Source organism: Streptomyces sp. NPDC001339 (genome assembly GCF_042895955.1).
GTDB lineage: Bacteria > Actinomycetota > Actinomycetes > Streptomycetales > Streptomycetaceae > Streptomyces.
Genome location: NZ_JBIAWT010000001.1, coordinates 236919 through 254920, shown reverse-complemented (window position 1 = coordinate 254920; position 18002 = coordinate 236919). Strand labels below are relative to the sequence as shown.

Sequence of the window (18002 nt, the reverse complement as noted above, 5' to 3'; positions counted from 1 at the left end):
GCGCACCATGGTTTACCTCGACCACGCCGCCACCACCCCGATGCTCCCGGAGGCGGTGCAGGCGATGACTGCCCAGCTGACCGTCACCGGGAACGCGTCCTCGCTGCACGCCGACGGCCGGCGGGCCCGGCGCACCGTCGAGGAGGCGCGGGAGTCCCTCGCCGCCTCGCTCGGCGCGCGTCCGAGCGAGATCGTCTTCACCTCGGGCGGGACCGAGTCCGACAACCTCGCGGTCAAGGGCCTGTACTGGGCCCGCCGGGCGGCCGACCCGGCCCGCACCAGGGTGCTCGCCAGTCCGGTCGAGCACCACGCCGTCCTCGACGCCGTGGAGTGGCTCGCCGAGCAGGAGGGCGCCCGGGTCGAGTGGCTGCCGGTCGACACCTACGGGCGGGTGCACGCCGACGCGCTGCGCGACGCCATCGCCCGCAACCCCGCGGATGTCGCGCTCGCCACCGTCATGTGGGCCAACAACGAGATCGGCACCATCCAGCCGGTCCGGGAACTCGCGGAGGTGGCCCGGGAGTTCGGGATCCCGCTGCACGCGGACGCGGTGCAGGCGTTCGGCCAGCTGGAGGTCGACTTCGCCGCCTCCGGGCTCGCCGCGATGACCGTCTCCGGCCACAAGATCGGCGGCCCGTACGGCATCGGTGCGCTGGTGCTGGGCCGCGAGTACGCCCCGGTGCCCGTGCTGCACGGTGGCGGCCAGGAGCGGCAGGTGCGTTCCGGGACCCTGGACACCCCCGCCATCGCCGCCTTCGCCGCCGCCGGCCGCTACGCCGCCGCGCACCGCGCCGACTTCGCCCGTGACATCGGTGCCCTGCGCGACGACCTGGTCAAGGCGGTACGGGCCGCCGCCCCGGACGCCGTCCTCGGCGGCGACCCGGATCCCGTCGGCCGTCTTCCCGCCAACGCGCACTTCGCCTTCCCCGGATGCGAGGGGGATTCGCTGCTCCTCCTCCTGGACGCCCAGGGCATCGCCTGCTCCACGGGCTCCGCCTGTACCGCGGGTGTCGCCCAGCCCAGCCATGTTCTGCTGGCGACCGGTATGTCGCCGGACCTCGCCCGCGGCACGCTGCGCTTCTCGCTGGGGCACACCTCCACCGCGGCGGATGTCGCGGCGCTGGCACAGGCCATCGGCCCGGTGGTGGAGCGGGCGCGCAGCGCGGGCCTGAGCTGAGCCGGGGCGCGCGGCGCCCTCAGGCCGACCGTCCTCAGGCCGACCGTCCTCAGGCCGACCGTCCTCAGGCCGACCGTCCTCAGGCCGACCGCCCTCGGGCTGGAGGACCCGGCCCGCGCAGCTCAGTCCATGCCTCAGTCCATGCCCGCCGGCCTGCGCAGCTCGGCGCGGACGAGCCGGAGATAGCGGTCCCAGTCCCAGTGCCGCCCGGGGTCGGTGTGGTCGGTCCCCGGCACCTCCACATGTCCCACGATGTGCTCCCGGTCGGCCGGGAAGCCGTACCGCCGGCAGATCCCGGCCGTCAGCCGGGCGGACGACGCGTACATGGCATCCGTGAACGACTCCGGCCGGCCGACATACCCCTCGTGCTCGATCCCCACGCTGCGTTCGTTGTAGCCGCGGTTCCCGGCGTGGAAGGCCACATCCAGCTCCCGCACCGTCTGGGCGACGTGCCCGTCCTTACGGACGACATAGTGGGCGGCGGCCTTGTGGAACGGGTCCTGGAACACATTCAGCGCGGTGGCGAAGCTGCCCTGGACGACATGGATCACCACCCGGTCGATGTCGTAGTCCGCCGGCCGGTCCGCGCGCCGGAAGTTCCATGAGGACGCCGGCACCCACCGCGCACCCGGATGGTCGACCGCGCCCGGCTTCCGCGGCCGGTCGTTCCCCGGCAGCCGCCACCACCATCGCCGCAGCTCGTCCCGCGCCACGAAGGCCGCGGCCCCCGTGACCAGCAGCCCGCCGACCCCGGCCCACAGCGCCCGCCGCCGCGTGACGCCTGCGGATCCCGCGCCCGCCGCGGTCAGCCCGCCCGCACCTCCCGAGCCACCCGCACCTCCCGAGTCGCCCGCACCTCCCGAGCCACCCGCACCTCCCGAGTCGCCCGCCCCGTCCGCACCGACCTCTCCGCTCTCGACTCCGCTCGCGACCCCGCTCCCGGCTCCGTTCCCCACTCCGCTCTCGACGCTCGTCTCCCCGGCCCGCTGTCCCATGCGCTGCATAACGCTTTCCGCCCTGTCAGAGGTTCCGTCTACTCTGGACTGGTTATGACTGATGACGCCCCCCGCCGCCTCCGCGTACTCGCCGCCATGTCCGGCGGCGTCGACTCCGCCGTCGCCGCGGCCCGCGCCGCCGAGGCGGGCCATGACGTGACCGGTGTGCACCTCGCGCTCTCCGAGAACCCGAAATCGTTCCGTACGGGCGCCCGCGGCTGCTGCACGATCGAGGATTCGCACGACGCCCGGCGCGCCGCGGACGTCATCGGCATCCCCTTCTACGTCTGGGACCTCGCCGAACGCTTCCGTGCCGACGTCGTCGACGACTTCATCGCCGAGTACGAGGCCGGGCGCACCCCGAACCCCTGCCTGCGCTGCAACGAGAAGATCAAGTTCGCCGCGCTCCTGGACAAGGCCCTGGCGCTGGGCTTCGACGCGGTGTGCACGGGCCATTACGCAACGGTGGTGACGAACCCGGACGGTACCCGCGAGCTCCACCGGGCCTCCGACATGGCCAAGGACCAGTCCTACGTCCTCGGCGTCCTGGACGACCGCCAGCTGGCGCACGCCCTGTTCCCGCTCGGCGACACCCGCACCACCAAGTCCGAGATCCGCGAAGAGGCCGCCCGCCGCGGCCTGTTCGTCGCCAAGAAGCCGGACAGCCACGACATCTGCTTCATCGCCGACGGCGACACCCAGGGCTTCCTGGCCAAGCGGCTCGGCACGGCCACGGGCGACATCGTCGACGAGACCGGCAACCGCCTCGGCACGCACGATGGCGCGTACGGCTTCACCATCGGCCAGCGCAAGGGCTTGCGCATCGGCCACCCGGCGCCCGACGGCAAGCCGCGCTACGTCCTCGACATCTCCCCGGTCGACAACACCGTCACCGTCGGCCCCGCCGAGTCCCTCGACGTCACGGCGCTCACCGCCATCCGTCCGCGCTGGTGCGGCCGCCCGCCGACCGCCGGACCGGGCACGTACACCGCCCAGCTCCGGGCCCACGGCGGGGAGACCGAGGTCACCGCCGAGCTGATCGACGACACCGAACTCCGGGTGGTCTTCACCGAGCCGGTCCGCGGCGTGGCCCCGGGCCAGGCGATCGTCCTCTACGACGGCACCCGTGTGGTCGGCTCGGCAACCATCGCCACCACGGAACGACGGGTGGCCGCAGGCGCCTGAGCGAGGCGGTACCGACGGCGGCGATACCGCCGTACTGACAAATGTCATGCCGAAACCAGGACAGGTGAAACTGTCGGCGGGGCGGGGCTGTAAAGGAAGCTGCTGGTGTCGTGAGAACGGCGACGCCAGCAGCTTCCTTTACAGCTCAACTCGGGGGAATTCGCCATGAGTCAGAACAGCCGGAACAGTCAGAACAGTCAGAACCAGGCCCGTGCGCTGATGCAGAGCTTTGCGCCGCTCATCGTGGACGCGGGAATTCCGATCGCCTCGTTCTACGTCCTCAGCGAAGGCTTCGGGTTGAGCACCGTGGCCGCGCTGGGCTGGAGCAGTGTGGTTCCGGCCCTGCGGACGGTGTGGGACCTGGTCAGGAGCCGGGGAGTCAACGGCCTGGCGCTGCTGATGCTGATCGTCAACGGCGTCGGCCTGGCGATGAGTGCGGTGGCCGGCGACGCGCGGCTGATGATGGCCAAGGACAGCGCCGTCAGCAGCGTCGTGGGTCTGACGATCCTGCTCTCCCTGCGCACGCGGCGTCCGCTGATGACCGCGGGGCTCAAGCCGTGGGTCACGAAGGGCAGCACGGCCGGCCATGAGGCCTGGGACCGGCTGATAGCCGGCTGTGAGCGGTTCCGCCGGGCTGAGCGGAGGTTCTCCGCGATGTGGGGGAGTGCGCTGCTGACCGAGTGCGTGCTGAAGGTCATCGGCGCCTACACCCTGCCGGTGCACACGATGGTCTGGCTGGGCCCGGTGCTGACGGCGGTGGCCGTGCTGCTGGCGATGTTCATCGCGGGGGGCAGCTGCGCCGACCCGATGGAGAAGATGGTCAAGGCGGAGATGGAGCGCGCCACCGGGGGACGGCCGCAGGGCGAGAAGGCAGGTGCGGTGGCGGCTGCGGCGGCGACCGGGGAGACGGCAGTGGTGGCGACTCGGGAGACGGCTGCGGTGGCGACTGGGGCGACGGCGGGGTGACGGCCGGGTGACCACTGGGGCCGAGGGGGTCGGTTGCCTCCTCGGCCCGTAACGTGAAGCGCATGAACATCTGCTGCTTCTGTTCCGCCGCCGACCTCGATGACCGCTATCTCACCCCGGCCCGACAGTTCGCCGAACTGATCGGCAAGGGCGGGCATGCCCTGGTCTGGGGCGGCTCGGACACCGGGCTGATGAAGGTCATGGCCGACGGGGTGCAGGAGGCGGGCGGGAAGCTGATCGGCGTCTCGGTGGAGTTCCTGGTGCACAAGGCGCGCCAGGGCGTCGACGAGATGATCGTCGCCAAGGACCTCGCCGAGCGGAAGGCGCAGATGCTGGCGCGTGCCGACGCCGTTGTGATCATGGTCGGCGGCATGGGCACGCTGGACGAGGCCACGGAGATACTGGAGCTGCGCAAGCACGGGCTGCACAGCAAGCCGGTGGTGCTGCTGAACACCGCTGGTTTCTACGACGGGCTGAAGACGCAGTTCGCGCGCATGGAGTCCGAGGGGTTCCTGCCGCTTCCGCTGGCCGAGCTGGTCTTCTTCGCCGAGGACGGCGCCGCCGCGCTCGCGTACCTGGAGGAGCGGGCCGTCTCCCGGGGCTAGCGCCGTCCGGGAGTGGAGCCGTCCAGGGCCGGCGTCGGACAGGGCCGGAGCCGTCCAGGGGTGGCTTTCTCCCGGGCCGGCCGCCCTTCAGGGCCGTTCCTGGCTCGCTCGTTAGGATCGTCCCCATGGGTACGCATTTGATCACGGGCGCAGGGTCGGGCATCGGAGCGGCGGTCGCGCGACGGCTGGCGGAACGCGGGGAGGACCTGTGGCTGCTGGCGCGCAACGCGGTCCGGGCGAAGGAGCTGGCCGAGCAGTTCCCCGGCGCCCGCATGCTGGTGGGCGACCTGGGCAACCCCGAGAAGCTGTCCTGGGCCCTCGGCCAGCAGCCGCTGCCGGAGCGGATCGACTCGCTCCAGCACATCGCGGGCGTCATCGAGCTGGGCGCGGTCGGCGATCTGCCGGCCAAGGCCTGGCAGCGGCAGCTCGCTGCCAACCTCGTCGCGCCCGCCGAGCTCACCCGGCTGCTGCTGCCGCTGGTACGGGTCGCCAAGGGGCACGTCGTCTTCGTCAACTCCGGTGCCGGGCTGAACGCGCACGCCAACTGGAGTGCGTACGCCGCGAGCAAGCACGGGCTGAAGGCCCTGGCCGACGCGCTGCGGGCGGAGGAGCACGCCAACGGTGTGCGGGTCACCTCGGTCTATCCGGGGCGCACGGCCACGCCGATGCAGCAGAGCACCCACCAGCAGGAGGGCAAGGAGTACGACCCGTCCCGGTGGATCGACCCGGAGTCGGTGGCGACGACGATCCTCACGGCCATCGATCTGCCGCGGGACGCCGAGATCAATGATGTGTCGGTGCGGCCCGGGCGCTGAGCCCCCAAGTCTTCTCTTCGCGGCGGTCCGCCGCGGCGACGTACGCTGCAGGAGTGAGCACTGAAGCGAAGCCGACCGCGGCGGCCGGATGCGGGTTCCGGGAGATCCGGGGGCTGGTGACGGAGTTGAGCCGCCGGCTGGACGCTCATCAGCGCAGCCGGATCGCCGAGCTGGATCTGACGCCGACACAGGCCAAGGCGTTGGAGGAGCTCGGTGAGCCGAAGACGGCGCGCGAACTGGCAGCGGTGCTGTGCTGCGAGCCGCCGAACGTCACCTATGTCATCTCCAAGCTGGAGAAGCAGGGCATAGTCGTACGTCAGCCGCATCCGCTGGACGGGCGCGCCAAGCAGCTCGTACTGACCGAGGCGGGGCGGGAGTTGCGGCTGGATCTGCTGCGGCGGATGGGGATCGCTTCGCCGCTCGACCACCTCTCGCACGAGGAGCGCGCCGCGTTGCGCGATGACCTCTTGAAGGCGCTGGGGCGGGGCGACTGAGCCCTGCGCGGCCGGGGGTGACGGACGCGGCCCATCCGGCCCGGTGCTCCGGGCCCGGCGCTCCCGCCCGGCGCCGCAGCCCCCGCCCGGCCGCATACCCTTCCTGCGTGAGCGAGAACAGCACGGTCAGTGAGAACAGCACGCAGAAGTGGGCCGCGGGTGCGGCGACCGGGATCGGGTCGATGCCGGGTGGTGACGCGCGCGAGGCGGCCAGGACCGTCACCGGGGCGCTGGAGGACTTTCCGTACCTGCCCGAGCTTCCGGCCCGGGGGCCCGGCGCGGACATGATCGGGCGGACGCTCGGGATGCTCGTCGAGGTCTACGGGCATGTGGAGCCCAGCGGGTGGCGGATCAGCGACCGGCCGGGCCGCGACACCCGGCGCGCGCACTCCTGGCTCGGTGAGGATCTCGACGCGCTGGAGGAGTTCACCCAGGGGTACGAGGGGCCGCTGAAGGTCTCCGCGGTCGGCCCGTGGACGCTGGCCACCGCACTGGAGCTGCGCAACGGCGAGGCCGCCCTCGGCGACCCCGGGGCCTGCCGGGACCTCGCCGCGTCGCTGGCCGAGGGGCTGCGCGGCCATCTCGCCGACGTACGGCGCCGGGTGCCGGGCGCGCGAGTGGTGCTGCAGCTCGACGAGCCGTCGCTGACCTCGGTGCTCCAGGGGCGGGTGAAGACCGCGAGCGGCTACCGGACCCATCGGGCCGTGGACCGCGCGGTCGTCGAGGACGCGCTGCGCGATCTCGTCGGAGTGACGGACGGCGGGCCGGTGATCGTCCACTCGTGTGCGCCCGAGGTGCCGTTCGGGCTGCTGCGGCGGGCCGGCGTCACGGGCGTCTCGTTCGATTTCTCCCTGCTCACCGAGCGTGAGGAGGAGGCGGTCGGAGAAGCCGTCGAGGGCGGTACCACGCTGTTCGCGGGCGTGGTGCCCGGCGTGGACGGCCGATTGTCAGACCCTGCCGGTAGCGTCATGGGTGTCAGGACGCTGTGGCGCAGGCTGGGGCTGGCACCGGGGACTCTGAGCGAGTCCGTGGTGATCACCCCGTCGTGCGGACTGGCGGGCGCTTCGCCCGCATATGCCCGCTCGGTGCTCGCCCACTGCGTCCGGGCGGCGAGATCACTCGCAGACAACCCTGAGTGACCGCACTCGAGGACCACGGGAGGACAGGACAGTGGCTGGCGAACAGCACGCAGCGGAGTCGACGGTGCCCGCGGCGGCGCGGGAGAAGCACGCGCAGCTCGCTGAGCAGATCGAGGAGCACCGCTTCCGGTATTACGTGAAGGACGCCCCGGTCATCAGCGACGCGGAGTTCGACCGGCTGCTGCGCTCCCTGGAGGCCCTTGAGGACGAGCACCCGGAGCTGCGCACTCCGGATTCCCCGACCCAGAAGGTCGCCGGCGCGTACGCCACGGAGTTCACCGAGGTCGCGCACCGCGAGCGGATGCTGTCGCTCGACAACGCCTTCGACGACGAGGAGTTGGCGGCCTGGGCCGAGCGCATTGCCGGCGAACTGGGTGGTGACGCCAAGAGCGCCGGCTACCACTTCCTGTGCGAACTGAAGGTTGACGGTCTCGCCGTCAACCTCACCTACGAGCACGGCCGGTTGACCCGCGCCGCCACCCGTGGCGACGGCCGCACGGGCGAGGACATCACCCCCAACGTCCGGACGATCGGCGAGATCCCGCACCGCCTCAAGGGCGACCGGATCCCGGACCTGGTCGAGGTGCGCGGTGAGGTCTACTTCCCGATGGAGAAGTTCCTCGAGCTGAACGAGCGCCTGGTGGCCGACGGCAAGCCCCCGTTCGCCAACCCCCGTAACGCCGCCGCCGGTTCGCTGCGCCAGAAGGACCCCAAGGTCACGGCCGGCCGGCCGCTGCACATGGTCGTCCACGGCCTGGGCGCCCGCGACGGCCTGGCGATCGACCGGCTGTCCGAGGCGTACGACCTGCTCAAGGAGTGGGGCCTGCCGACGGCCACACACAACAGGGTCGTCGCCTCCTTGCAGGAGGTGCGCGACTTCATCGCGCACTACGGCGACCCCGACACCCGCAGTACGGCCGTCGAGCACGAGATCGACGGTGTGGTCGTCAAGCTGGACGAGATCCCGCTACAGGGACGGCTGGGGTCGACGTCCCGCGCGCCGCGCTGGGCGATCGCCTGGAAGTACCCGCCGGAGGAGGTCAACACCAAGCTGGTCGACATCCGGGTCGGCGTCGGCCGTACGGGCCGGGTCACGCCGTACGCGGTGGTCGAGCCGGTGACGGTGGCCGGGTCCGAGGTGGAGTTCGCGACGCTGCACAACCAGGACGTGGTCAAGGCCAAGGGGGTGCTGATCGGGGACACCGTCGTGATCCGCAAGGCCGGCGATGTCATTCCGGAGATCCTCGGGCCGGTCGTCGACCTGCGGGACGGCGGTGAGCGGGAGTTCGTGATGCCCGCCGAGTGCCCCGAGTGCGGGACGGCGCTGCAGCCCGCCAAGGAAGGCGATATCGACCTGCGCTGCCCCAACACCCGCTCCTGCCCCGCCCAGATCCGCGAGCGGCTGTTCTACCTGGCCGGCCGCAAGTGCCTGGACATCGAGAACTTCGGCTATGTCGCGGCCACGGCGCTGAGCCAGCCGCTGGAGCCCGCGGAACCGCCGCTGAAGGACGAGGGCGACCTGTTCGGGCTCTCCGTCGAGCAGTTGCTGCCCATCAAGTCCCACGTCCTCGACCCCGACTCCGGCCTGCCCAAGCGCGATCCGAAGACCGGCCGGGAGAAGATCGTCACCTTCTTCGCCAACCAGAAGGGCGAGCCGAAGAAGAACACCCTGGCCATGCTGGAGAACATCCAGGCCGCCAAGGAGCGCCCGCTGGCCCGGATCCTGACCGGCCTGTCGATCCGGCACGTGGGCCCGGTGGCGGCCGAGGCGCTGGCGCGGGAGTTCCGCTCCATCGACCGCATCCGGGACGCGGAGGAGGCCGAGCTGGCCGCCGTGGACGGTGTCGGGCCCACCATCGCCGCCTCGTTGAAGCAGTGGTTCGCCGAGGAGTGGCATCAGGAGATCATCGAGAAGTGGCGGGCCGCCGGTGTCCGCATGGAGGAGGAGCAAACGGGTGACGAGGGGCCGCGCCCCCTGGAAGGCGTCACCGTCGTCGTAACGGGCACACTTCACTCACACACCAGAGATGGCGCGAAAGAGGCCCTCCAGAAGCTTGGAGCGAAGGTGACCGGTTCCGTTTCGAAGAAGACCGGTTTCGTAGTGGTAGGCGACAACCCTGGTTCGAAGTACGACAAAGCCATGCAGTTGAAGGTCCCGGTATTGGACGATGACGGCTTCGCGGTGCTGCTGGAACAGGGCCCCGAGGCGGCACGAGCGGTGGCCGTCACTCCGCCTGAGGAGGAGTGAGGTGTCACCCCATCGGCGCATACCAGATTGATCCCGTACGCCGGATCGCATTCGGGCAACCGTCGGCGATCGCTGCCCGCGGCAGCCTTCCGCGGCCTACTGTTGAGGAGTGCGCCTGCCGTGGCGCGGGCACAGCCGGCTGTGAGAGGGATCGGAATGAAACCGACCGACAGCGCCGCTCCGGCGTCGCGGCTCCGGCGGCTCGTCGTGCCCGCGCTGCCCGCGACCATCGTCACCGTGGCGGGCCTCGCGCTCGCCACGGGCGTGATCCGCACCCTCGGCGACGGTGACGGGCTCTTCCCCGGAGGGCCTGTCGGCTGGTCGCTGGCGATCCTCACCGGCGTGATCGTCGGCCATCTGGTCGCCCTGGGCAGGGACCGCTGGTGGGGCGGTACGGGCTCCGGTGCCGCCCTCGCCCTCGCCGTCCTGCTGCTCTACGGCTGGCTGCCGGCCACCCTCGTCAGCCTCTCCGTCGTCGTGCTGGTCGGCGCCGCCCGCCGCAACCGCTGGCGACAGGCCGTGGTGCACGGCGCCGTGGACGTCCTCGGCATCGGCGCCGCGGCGCTCGGCCTCGCCGCGTTCGGAGTGGTCCCGGGCATCCGCCACCCCTGGACCCCGCCGGCCTGGGATCTGTCCGTCCTGCCCCAGGTCCTGGTCACGGCCGCCGGCTACCTGCTCGTCAGCCGCGGCCTGCTGTGGCTCAGCCTCACCCCGCGCACCGGCGCACTCCCCGCCATCCCCCGAACAGCCGTGGTACGCCAGGCACTTGTCGGCATCGCCCTGCTCGGCATCTCCCCGCTGATCGCGGTCTGCGCCGTCCACGCCCCCCTGCTGCTCCCGCTGTTCGCGGTCCCGCTCATCGCGCTGGACTCCACCCTCTGGATAGCCCGCGCCCGCGCCGAGGAGCAACTGCGTGACCCGCTCACCGGCCTGCCCAACCGCCAGTGGCTGCTGGAACGCACCTGGACCGCACTGGACGAGGCCGAACGGGGCGGCGTCCGGGCGGCCCTGGTCCTCATCGACATGGACCGCTTCCGCTCCGTCAACGACACCCTCGGTCACCTCGCCGGCGACCGCCTGCTGCTCCAGATCGCCGACCGGCTGCGGCACGCCCTGCCGCGCGGCGCCGAAGCGGCCCGGCTCGGCGGCGACGAATTCGCCGTCCTGCTGCCCAGCACCGACTCCCTCACCAGCGCCCAGCGGGTCACCCGCAACCTCGTCGCGGCCCTCAGCTCCCCGCTCGACCTCGACGGGCTCACCCTCGTCCTCGAAGCCAGCGCCGGAGTCGCCGTCTTCCCCGACCACGCCCTGGACGCCGAAGGGCTGCTGCGCCGCGCCGATGTGGCGATGTACCAGGCCAAACGGGACCGCAGCGGTGTCGAGCTCTACGAGGCCAAGCGGGACGGCAACACCCCTGACCGGCTCGGCCTGTTGGGCGATCTGCGGCGCGCCCTCGACGCCGGCGAGGTCGAACTGCACTACCAGCCCAAGGTCGGCTTCGACGGACACGTCGCCGGACTGGAGGCCCTGGTCCGCTGGGTGCACCCGGACCGCGGCCGGGTGCCACCGGACGAGTTCATCGCCATCGCCGAGTCCTCCGGTCTGATGCCCCGGCTGACGGAGTACGTCCTCGAGACCGCGCTCGCCCAGGTGGCCCGCTGGCGTGCGATGGGCCTGGAGGTGCCGGTCGCGGTGAACGTCTCGCCGCGCGATGTGCACTCCCCGGGCTTCGCCGGCGCCGTCGCCGCCCGCCTCGCCCGACATCGCGTCCCACCCGGCGCGCTCCAACTGGAGATAACCGAGCACGTCCTGCTGGAGGACCCGCAGCGGGCCGCCGACACCCTCGCCGGGCTCACCGCCCACGGCGTGAAGATGTCCCTCGACGACTTCGGCACCGGCTACTCCTCCCTGGTGCACCTTCGGCGCCTCCCGGTCAGCGAGCTGAAGATCGACCGCTCCTTCGTCGGCCGGCTCGCGGTGGACACCGAGGACGCCGAGATCGTCCGCTGCACCCTCGACCTGGCGCACTCCCTCGGCCTCCTGGTCGTCGCGGAGGGCGTCGAGGACGACGAGACCTGGGAGCGGCTGCGCGACCTCGGCTGTGACGCCGTACAGGGCTGGCTGGTGGCAGCCGCCATGCCACCGGACGAAACCACGGCCTGGCTGAGGGCCCGCGGTGAGCAGGGATGGCACCGCGAGTCGGAGACGGCCGCCCTGGCGGCGGAGAAGGCTGCTGAGCGCCCTTCGGGACAGGTCTTGAACTGACCCGGCCACCGGCCGTCCCGTGTCCCCGCTCCGAGAACGCCCCGCACGGCAAGCACGCCCCGCACGGCAAGAACGTCGCGACCGGCGATGCCGGCGAGAGTGAAGCGTCCCACGACAGCGATCACCACCAGAGCGACGACAGCGACAACAGTGACAACAGCGACAAGATCGATCAGGGTGACCAGAAGGACGACCCCGACGAGTCCGACCTGAGCGACTAGCCCGACCAGCCCGGCGAGAGCGACGAGCCCGGCCGGACCGGCCGCACCGCCGCCAACAATGGAAATAACGACGAACGCGGCGAAAATGTTGCGCCCGGCCGGGAGCGGCTCCGATCCGTTCCGCGGGCCCTCGTCCGCCCCCAGGCCCGCCCCCCGGGCCCGCCCCAGGCCCGCCCCGGAGCGCCGCGACAGGACGTATCCGCCGGTCCCGCCGGTCGCAGCCGCCGCCGCCCGGCGAAAGGGTTTCGCGGCCGCTCACCCGTACGCCATAGGATTGGGCCGGAAAGTTCCCAGAAACACTCCGCCAAGAACGTCAAGAACACTCCGCCAAGAAGACCAGAGGATCTCTGCATGCCTGGCATCACGCGCGAGGAGGTCGCTCACCTCGCCCGGCTGGCACGTCTGGAGCTGAAGGACGAAGAGCTCGACCACTTCGCCGGACAGCTCGACGACATCATCGGCGCGGTCGCCCGCGTCTCCGAGGTCGCCGACCAAGACGTCCCGCCGACCTCCCACCCGCTGCCCCTGACCAACGTCATGCGGCCGGACGAGGTCCGTCCGTCGCTCTCCCCCGAGCAGGCGCTCTCCGGCGCCCCGGCCCAGGAGCAGCAGCGTTTCAAGGTGCCGCAGATCCTGGGGGAGGAGTGACCGACATGGCAGACCTGACCAAGCTCACCGCCGCCGAGATCGCCGAGAAGATCGCGGCCGGCGACCTCACCGCCGTGGCGGTGACCGAGGCCCACCTGGCCCGCATCGAAGCCGTCGACGAGAAGGTCAACGCCTTCCTGCACGTCGACCGCGAGGGTGCGCTCGCCCAGGCCCGCGCCGTCGACGAGAAGCGTGCCCGCGGCGAGAAGCTCGGCCCGCTGGCCGGAGTCCCGATCGCGCTCAAGGACATCTTCACGACCGAGGGCGTGCCCACCACCGTCGGCTCCAAGATCCTCGAAGGCTGGCTGCCGCCGTACGACGCGACCGTCACCAAGAAGCTCAAGGCCGCCGACGTCGTCATCCTCGGCAAGACCAACATGGACGAGTTCGCCATGGGGTCCTCCACCGAGAACAGCGCCTACGGCCCGACCGGCAACCCCTGGGACCTGACCAAGATCCCCGGCGGCTCCGGCGGCGGCTCCTCCGCCGCGCTGGCCTCCTTCCAGGCCCCGCTGGCCATGGGCACGGACACCGGCGGCTCCATCCGCCAGCCCGCCGCCGTCACCGGCACCGTCGGCGTCAAGCCCACCTACGGCGGCGTCTCCCGCTACGGCATGGTCGCCTTCTCGTCCTCCCTGGACCAGGGCGGCCCGTGCGCCCGTACGGTCCTGGACGCGGCGCTGCTCCACGAGGCGATCGCCGGACACGACCCGCTGGACTCCACCTCCATCGACGCCCCCGTCCCGCCGGTCGTCGAGGCGGCCCGCAACGGCAGCGTCGAGGGCATGCGGGTCGGCGTCGTCAAGCAGTTCCGCGGTGAGGGCTACCAGGCCGGCGTCGTCCAGCGCTTCGACGAGTCGGTGGCGCTGCTCAAGGAGCTGGGCGCGGAGATCGTCGAGCTGGACTGCCCGTCCTTCGATCTGGCGCTCGCCGCGTACTACCTGATCGCGCCGTCCGAGTGCTCGTCCAACCTGGCCCGCTTCGACGCCATGCGCTACGGCCTGCGGGTCGGCGACGACGGCACGAAGTCCGCCGAGGACGTCACCGCCCTGACCCGCGAGGCCGGCTTCGGCCCCGAGGTCAAGCGCCGCATCATGCTCGGGACGTACGCCCTGTCGTCCGGCTACTACGACGCGTACTACGGCTCCGCCCAGAAGGTGCGGACGCTGATCACCCGCGACTTCGAGAAGGCCTTCGAGCAGGTCGACGTCATCGTCTCGCCGACCACGCCGACCACCGCCTTCCCGATCGGCGAGCGCGTGGACGACCCGATGGCGATGTACCTCGCCGATGTGTGCACGCTCCCCGTCAACCTGGCGGGCAACGCCGCCATGTCGCTGCCCTGCGGCCTGGCCCCCGAGGACGGTCTGCCGGTCGGTCTGCAGATCGTCGCCCCCGCCATGAAGGACGACCGGCTCTACAAGGTCGGTGCCGCGGTCGAGGCCGCGTTCACCGAGCGCTGGGGCCACCCGCTGCTCGAGGAGGCACCGTCGCTGTGAGCACCCTGAAGAAGGCCAAGAACTTCAAGAAGTCGAAGCCCGGCCTGTACCTGTCCATCGGTGGCTCCGCCTTCGGCGCCATCAGCGCCGTCAAGCAGATCAAGGAGGCCCGCGCCGAGCAGGACAAGCTCCAGCTCGTCGACGCGCTCGTCTCCGCCGCCGCAGTCGTCACCACCGTCGCCCTGCTGGTCCGCGAGATCAAGCGGCTCGGCAACGACGACGTCCTCGCGCCCTGAGCCGACTGAGCGGACTGAGAGGTAATTTTCCGTGACCGTCACTGAACTGGTGTCGTACGAGGACGCGTTGGCCACCTACGAGCCCGTCATGGGTCTCGAGGTGCACGTCGAACTCGGCACCAAGACCAAGATGTTCTGCGGGTGCTCCACGGCGCTGGGCGCCGAGCCCAACACGCAGACCTGCCCCACCTGTCTCGGCCTGCCCGGCTCCCTCCCGGTGATGAACGCCACCGGAGTCGAGTCCGCGATCCGCATCGGCCTCGCGCTGAACTGCGAGATCGCCGAGTGGTGCCGCTTCGCCCGGAAGAACTACTTCTATCCGGACATGCCGAAGAACTTCCAGACCTCCCAGTACGACGAGCCGATCGCCTTCAACGGCTATCTGGACGTCCAGCTCGAGGATGGCGAGATCTTCCGCGTGGAGATCGAGCGCGCCCACATGGAGGAGGACACCGGCAAGTCCACCCACGTGGGCGGCGCGACGGGCCGTATCCTCGGCGCCACCCACTCCCTCCTCGACTACAACCGGGCCGGCATCCCGCTCATCGAGATCGTCACCAAGCCGATCGTCGGCGCGGGTGACAAGGCCCCCGAGGTCGCCAAGGCGTACGTCGCCGAACTGCGCGAGCTCATCAAGGCACTGGGCGTCTCCGAGGCCCGGATGGAGATGGGCCAGATGCGCTGCGACGTGAACCTGTCGCTGCGCCCGGCCGGCACCGAGAAGTTCGGCACCCGCTCCGAGACGAAGAACGTCAACTCGCTGCGGAGCGTGGAGCGGGCCACCCGCTACGAGATCATGCGGCATGCCGCCGTGCTGAACGGCGGCGGGAAGATCGTCCAGGAGACCCGCCACTTCCACGAGGAGGACGGCTCCACGACGTCCGGCCGGATCAAGGAAGAGGCGGAGGACTACCGCTACTTCCCCGAGCCGGACCTGGTCCCGGTGGCCCCGAGCCGCGAGTGGGTCGAGGAGCTCCGGGGCACCCTGCCCGAGCTGCCGCGCGTCCGCCGCAACCGGCTGCGCGAGGAGTGGGGCATCTCCGAGCACGACATGCAGTCGATCCTCAACGCGGGCGCCGTCGACCTGATCGTCGCCACGGTCGAGGCCGGAGCGGACGCCGCCGCGGCCCGTAAGTGGTGGATGGGCTCCCTGGCCCGCAGCGCCAACGAGGACGGCGTCGAGCTCTCGGCCCTCGCCATCGGCCCGGCCCAGGTCGCCCGCGTCTGCGCCCTCGTCAAGGAGGGCTCCCTCAATGACAAGCTGGCCCGCCAGGTCATCGAGGGCGTGCTGGCCGGCGAGGGCGACCCGGACACGGTCGTCGAGCAGCGCGGCCTGAAGATCGTCTCCGACGAGGGCGCCCTGGGCACCGCCGTCGACGAGGCGATCGCCGCCAACGCCGCCATCGCCGACAAGATCCGCGGTGGCAAGGTGGCCGCGGCCGGCGCCCTGGTCGGCGCCGTCATGAAGGCGACGCGCGGCCAGGCCGACGCGGCCCGGGTCCGGGAACTCATCCTGGAGAAGCTGGGCGTCGAGGGCTGACGCAGCTGTTCCACCCTGTCCGTGGTGACCGTCCCTCAGCGAGGGGCGGTCACCACGGCTTTGTGCGACGCGCCCGACCATGACTGGACTTCACCCGGCCGGACCGTGCGGCGCGCGCCCGGCACAGCGGCGGGATACCTCTGAACACGAGGACAGCACCGGCTGCCCCGTCATGAAGGAGGACACGCCATGCGAAAGCCCGTCACGCACCACGCCGCACTGAGCACCGCTGCCGCCCTGCTGACCGGCAGCGCCATCATGATGGGGGCCGGGACCGCCTCCGCCACTGACAACGACCCCCAGCCGCGACCGACATCCGCGTCGGTATCAGCGTCTGTGAGGCTCGGCCCGCCCCAGGACCGCCGCAGCGAACCCCAGGAGCAGCGCAGCGAACAGCAAAACCAGCGCAGCGAACCTCAGAGCAACCGCGACCGTCGCGACCAGAGCACCCACAACTTGGAGAGCGAAGCCGATCTCGGCCTCGTCCCCCAGCTACTGCGCGAACTCTTCTGACGGCCTGACCGCACCCCAGGAGCCACCTCGGCCTGCTCACTGGCGGGGAGACCGCGGCCACGATGCCGTCTCACGTTCTCGTCACGTTCTCGCGCCAGGGAGGGCCGGTGGTGTCTCCAGGGGGAACAGGCGGAATACCGTGCTCGCCCGCAGCGCTGTCGACGCAAGAGGATCACGGATCGACGCCCCCGGACGGACCCCCGCCGGACAGGCGCCCGTCGGACAGTGAGGAATGAGCAATGGCACGGCTGGAAACCCCCGCACAGGATCCGCGAGCGGTCGCCGCGCGGCTCGGCCGGGTCGGCGTCTGGCACGCCGGGCTGGGCCTGGCGTCGGCCGCCGTGGGACGGCAGTTCGCCGCGGAGATCGAGACGTTGGGCTACGGGGCGCTGTGGTTCGGTGAGGCCCAGCCCACCAAGGAGGCGTTCAGCCACGCCGGGCTGCTGCTGGCCGCCACCGAGCGGATGACCGTCGCTACCGGCATCGCCAACATATGGGCCCGGGACGCGACCGCGATGAACGCCGCGGCCAACACGCTCGCCGAGGCGTACCCGGGCCGCTTCGTGCTGGGCCTGGGGGCCAGCCACGCACCCCAGGTAGGCCGGCGCGGCCATACGTACGCCAAGCCGCTGGCCGCCATGCGGGCGTACCTCGACGGCATGGACGCGGCGGAGTACGGGGCGCCGTTGCCGGACGGCGGGGCGGCACCGTGGGTGCTGGCCGCCCTCGGGCCCAAGATGGTCGAGCTTGCCGGGACACGGGCGGCCGGCGCGCACACGTACTTCGTCACACCCGAACACACCGCACGCGCCCGCGAGATCCTCGGCACTGGCCCCCTGCTCGCCCCCGAACAGGCCGTCCTGCTGGAGACCGACCCGTCGGCGGCTCGCGCGCTGGCCCGCGAACACCATGTGGGCTTCTACCTCGCCCTGCCCAACTACGTGAACAGCCTGCGCCGGCTCGGCTTCGAGGAAGAGGACTTCAAGGACGGCGGCAGCGACCGGCTGGTGGACGCGATCGTCGCGTGGGGCGATGCGGAGGCGATCCGCCGGAGGATCCGGGAACACCACCAGGCGGGCGCCGACCACGTCGCCATCCAGCCCCTCGCCGCCGACCGAGGCCTGGGCCTCGGCCAACTCCGCGAGCTGGCCCCGGCGTTGCTGGCCGACTGATCGGACGGCTGGGTGACCGGCTAGGCGGTGACCTCCGCGAGGAAGGCGGCCCAGGCGCCGGCGCTGACGCTGAGCGCCGGGCCGCCGGTGTCCTTGGAGTCGCGGATGTGGATGGCGTGGGCGGCTCGCGAGGTCGGCATGATCTGGAGCCCCAGGAAGGGTAGTTCGGCACGCTTCCGCAGATGTACGAACGCGGGAAGCTTCTCGCGTTCGGGGATCGTGGATACCGCGACCGCCAACACGCCCTTGCCCCGTGGCCGTCGACGCGGCCGGAAGCCGTACAT

General features: G+C 71.4%; 17 protein-coding genes. 15 read left to right on the top strand and 2 right to left on the bottom strand.

The genetic code is table 11. The features are described from left to right. Positions 1–7: 7 nt before the first annotated feature. Positions 8–1177 (top strand): cysteine desulfurase family protein, encoded by a 1170-nt coding sequence (locus ACFY12_RS01080; RefSeq protein ID WP_390714333.1) that lies wholly within the window; start codon positions 8–10, stop codon positions 1175–1177. A 134-nt stretch (positions 1178–1311) separates the two neighbouring features. Here ACFY12_RS01080 and ACFY12_RS01075 read toward each other — a convergent pair whose 3' ends face one another. Further along, positions 1312–1986 (bottom strand): N-acetylmuramoyl-L-alanine amidase, encoded by a 675-nt coding sequence (locus tag ACFY12_RS01075; protein WP_390714332.1) that lies wholly within the window; start codon positions 1984–1986, stop codon positions 1312–1314. A gap of 240 nt (positions 1987–2226) precedes the next feature. Here ACFY12_RS01075 and mnmA point away from each other — a divergent pair, with 240 nt between their 5' ends. The 14 genes from mnmA (at position 2227) to ACFY12_RS01005 (ending at position 17718) form a co-directional block, all read left to right on the top strand. Continuing rightward, positions 2227–3357: a tRNA 2-thiouridine(34) synthase MnmA gene (gene mnmA / locus ACFY12_RS01070; RefSeq protein WP_390713578.1), complete on the top strand. Its 1131-nt coding sequence runs from the start codon at positions 2227–2229 to the stop codon at positions 3355–3357. A 165-nt stretch (positions 3358–3522) separates the two neighbouring features. After that, positions 3523–4323: a VC0807 family protein gene (locus ACFY12_RS01065; RefSeq protein WP_390713577.1), complete on the top strand. Its 801-nt coding sequence runs from the start codon at positions 3523–3525 to the stop codon at positions 4321–4323. Positions 4324–4385: 62 nt separating this feature from the next. Then, complete coding sequence (locus ACFY12_RS01060) at positions 4386–4928, top strand: TIGR00730 family Rossman fold protein (protein WP_390713576.1); 543 nt, start codon at positions 4386–4388, stop codon at positions 4926–4928. Between the two features lie 125 nt (positions 4929–5053). Further along, positions 5054–5743 carry an SDR family oxidoreductase gene (locus ACFY12_RS01055; RefSeq protein ID WP_390713575.1) on the top strand — a complete coding sequence of 230 codons (690 nt, stop codon included), beginning with the start codon at positions 5054–5056 and terminating at the stop codon, positions 5741–5743. A gap of 116 nt (positions 5744–5859) precedes the next feature. After that, positions 5860–6237, top strand: a complete 378-nt coding sequence (locus ACFY12_RS01050; RefSeq protein ID WP_390714331.1) for a MarR family winged helix-turn-helix transcriptional regulator — start codon at positions 5860–5862, stop codon at positions 6235–6237. A gap of 182 nt (positions 6238–6419) precedes the next feature. Then, complete coding sequence (locus ACFY12_RS01045) at positions 6420–7376, top strand: methionine synthase (protein ID WP_390714330.1); 957 nt, start codon at positions 6420–6422, stop codon at positions 7374–7376. A gap of 31 nt (positions 7377–7407) precedes the next feature. Further along, positions 7408–9624: an NAD-dependent DNA ligase LigA gene (ligA, locus tag ACFY12_RS01040; RefSeq protein WP_390713574.1), complete on the top strand. Its 2217-nt coding sequence runs from the start codon at positions 7408–7410 to the stop codon at positions 9622–9624. Between the two features lie 156 nt (positions 9625–9780). Next, positions 9781–11889 (top strand): putative bifunctional diguanylate cyclase/phosphodiesterase, encoded by a 2109-nt coding sequence (locus ACFY12_RS01035; RefSeq protein WP_390713573.1) that lies wholly within the window; start codon positions 9781–9783, stop codon positions 11887–11889. A 572-nt stretch (positions 11890–12461) separates the two neighbouring features. Further along, the gene (gene gatC / locus ACFY12_RS01030; protein WP_066926902.1) at positions 12462–12758 is read left to right on the top strand and encodes an Asp-tRNA(Asn)/Glu-tRNA(Gln) amidotransferase subunit GatC; all 297 of its coding nucleotides are present in this window, start codon (positions 12462–12464) and stop codon (positions 12756–12758) included. Between the two features lie 5 nt (positions 12759–12763). Continuing rightward, the gene (gene gatA, locus ACFY12_RS01025) at positions 12764–14257 is read left to right on the top strand and encodes an Asp-tRNA(Asn)/Glu-tRNA(Gln) amidotransferase subunit GatA (protein WP_390713572.1); all 1494 of its coding nucleotides are present in this window, start codon (positions 12764–12766) and stop codon (positions 14255–14257) included. Next, positions 14254–14493, top strand: coding sequence for a hypothetical protein (locus ACFY12_RS01020; protein ID WP_390713571.1), 240 nt, complete (start codon positions 14254–14256; stop codon positions 14491–14493). Before gatA ends, ACFY12_RS01020 begins: the two co-directional genes overlap by 4 nt. 31 nt (positions 14494–14524) lie before the next feature. Next, a complete protein-coding gene (gene gatB / locus ACFY12_RS01015) occupies positions 14525–16033 on the top strand; it encodes an Asp-tRNA(Asn)/Glu-tRNA(Gln) amidotransferase subunit GatB (RefSeq protein ID WP_390713570.1) in 1509 nt (502 codons plus the stop codon). A 189-nt stretch (positions 16034–16222) separates the two neighbouring features. Next, positions 16223–16546: a hypothetical protein gene (locus tag ACFY12_RS01010; protein WP_390713569.1), complete on the top strand. Its 324-nt coding sequence runs from the start codon at positions 16223–16225 to the stop codon at positions 16544–16546. A 239-nt stretch (positions 16547–16785) separates the two neighbouring features. Then, positions 16786–17718 carry an LLM class F420-dependent oxidoreductase gene (locus ACFY12_RS01005; RefSeq protein WP_390713568.1) on the top strand — a complete coding sequence of 311 codons (933 nt, stop codon included), beginning with the start codon at positions 16786–16788 and terminating at the stop codon, positions 17716–17718. Positions 17719–17738: 20 nt separating this feature from the next. Here ACFY12_RS01005 and ACFY12_RS01000 read toward each other — a convergent pair whose 3' ends face one another. Next, entirely contained in the window at positions 17739–17957 is a 219-nt protein-coding gene (locus ACFY12_RS01000) for a DUF397 domain-containing protein (RefSeq protein ID WP_390713567.1), read from the bottom strand. Between the last annotated feature and the right edge of the window lie 45 nt (positions 17958–18002).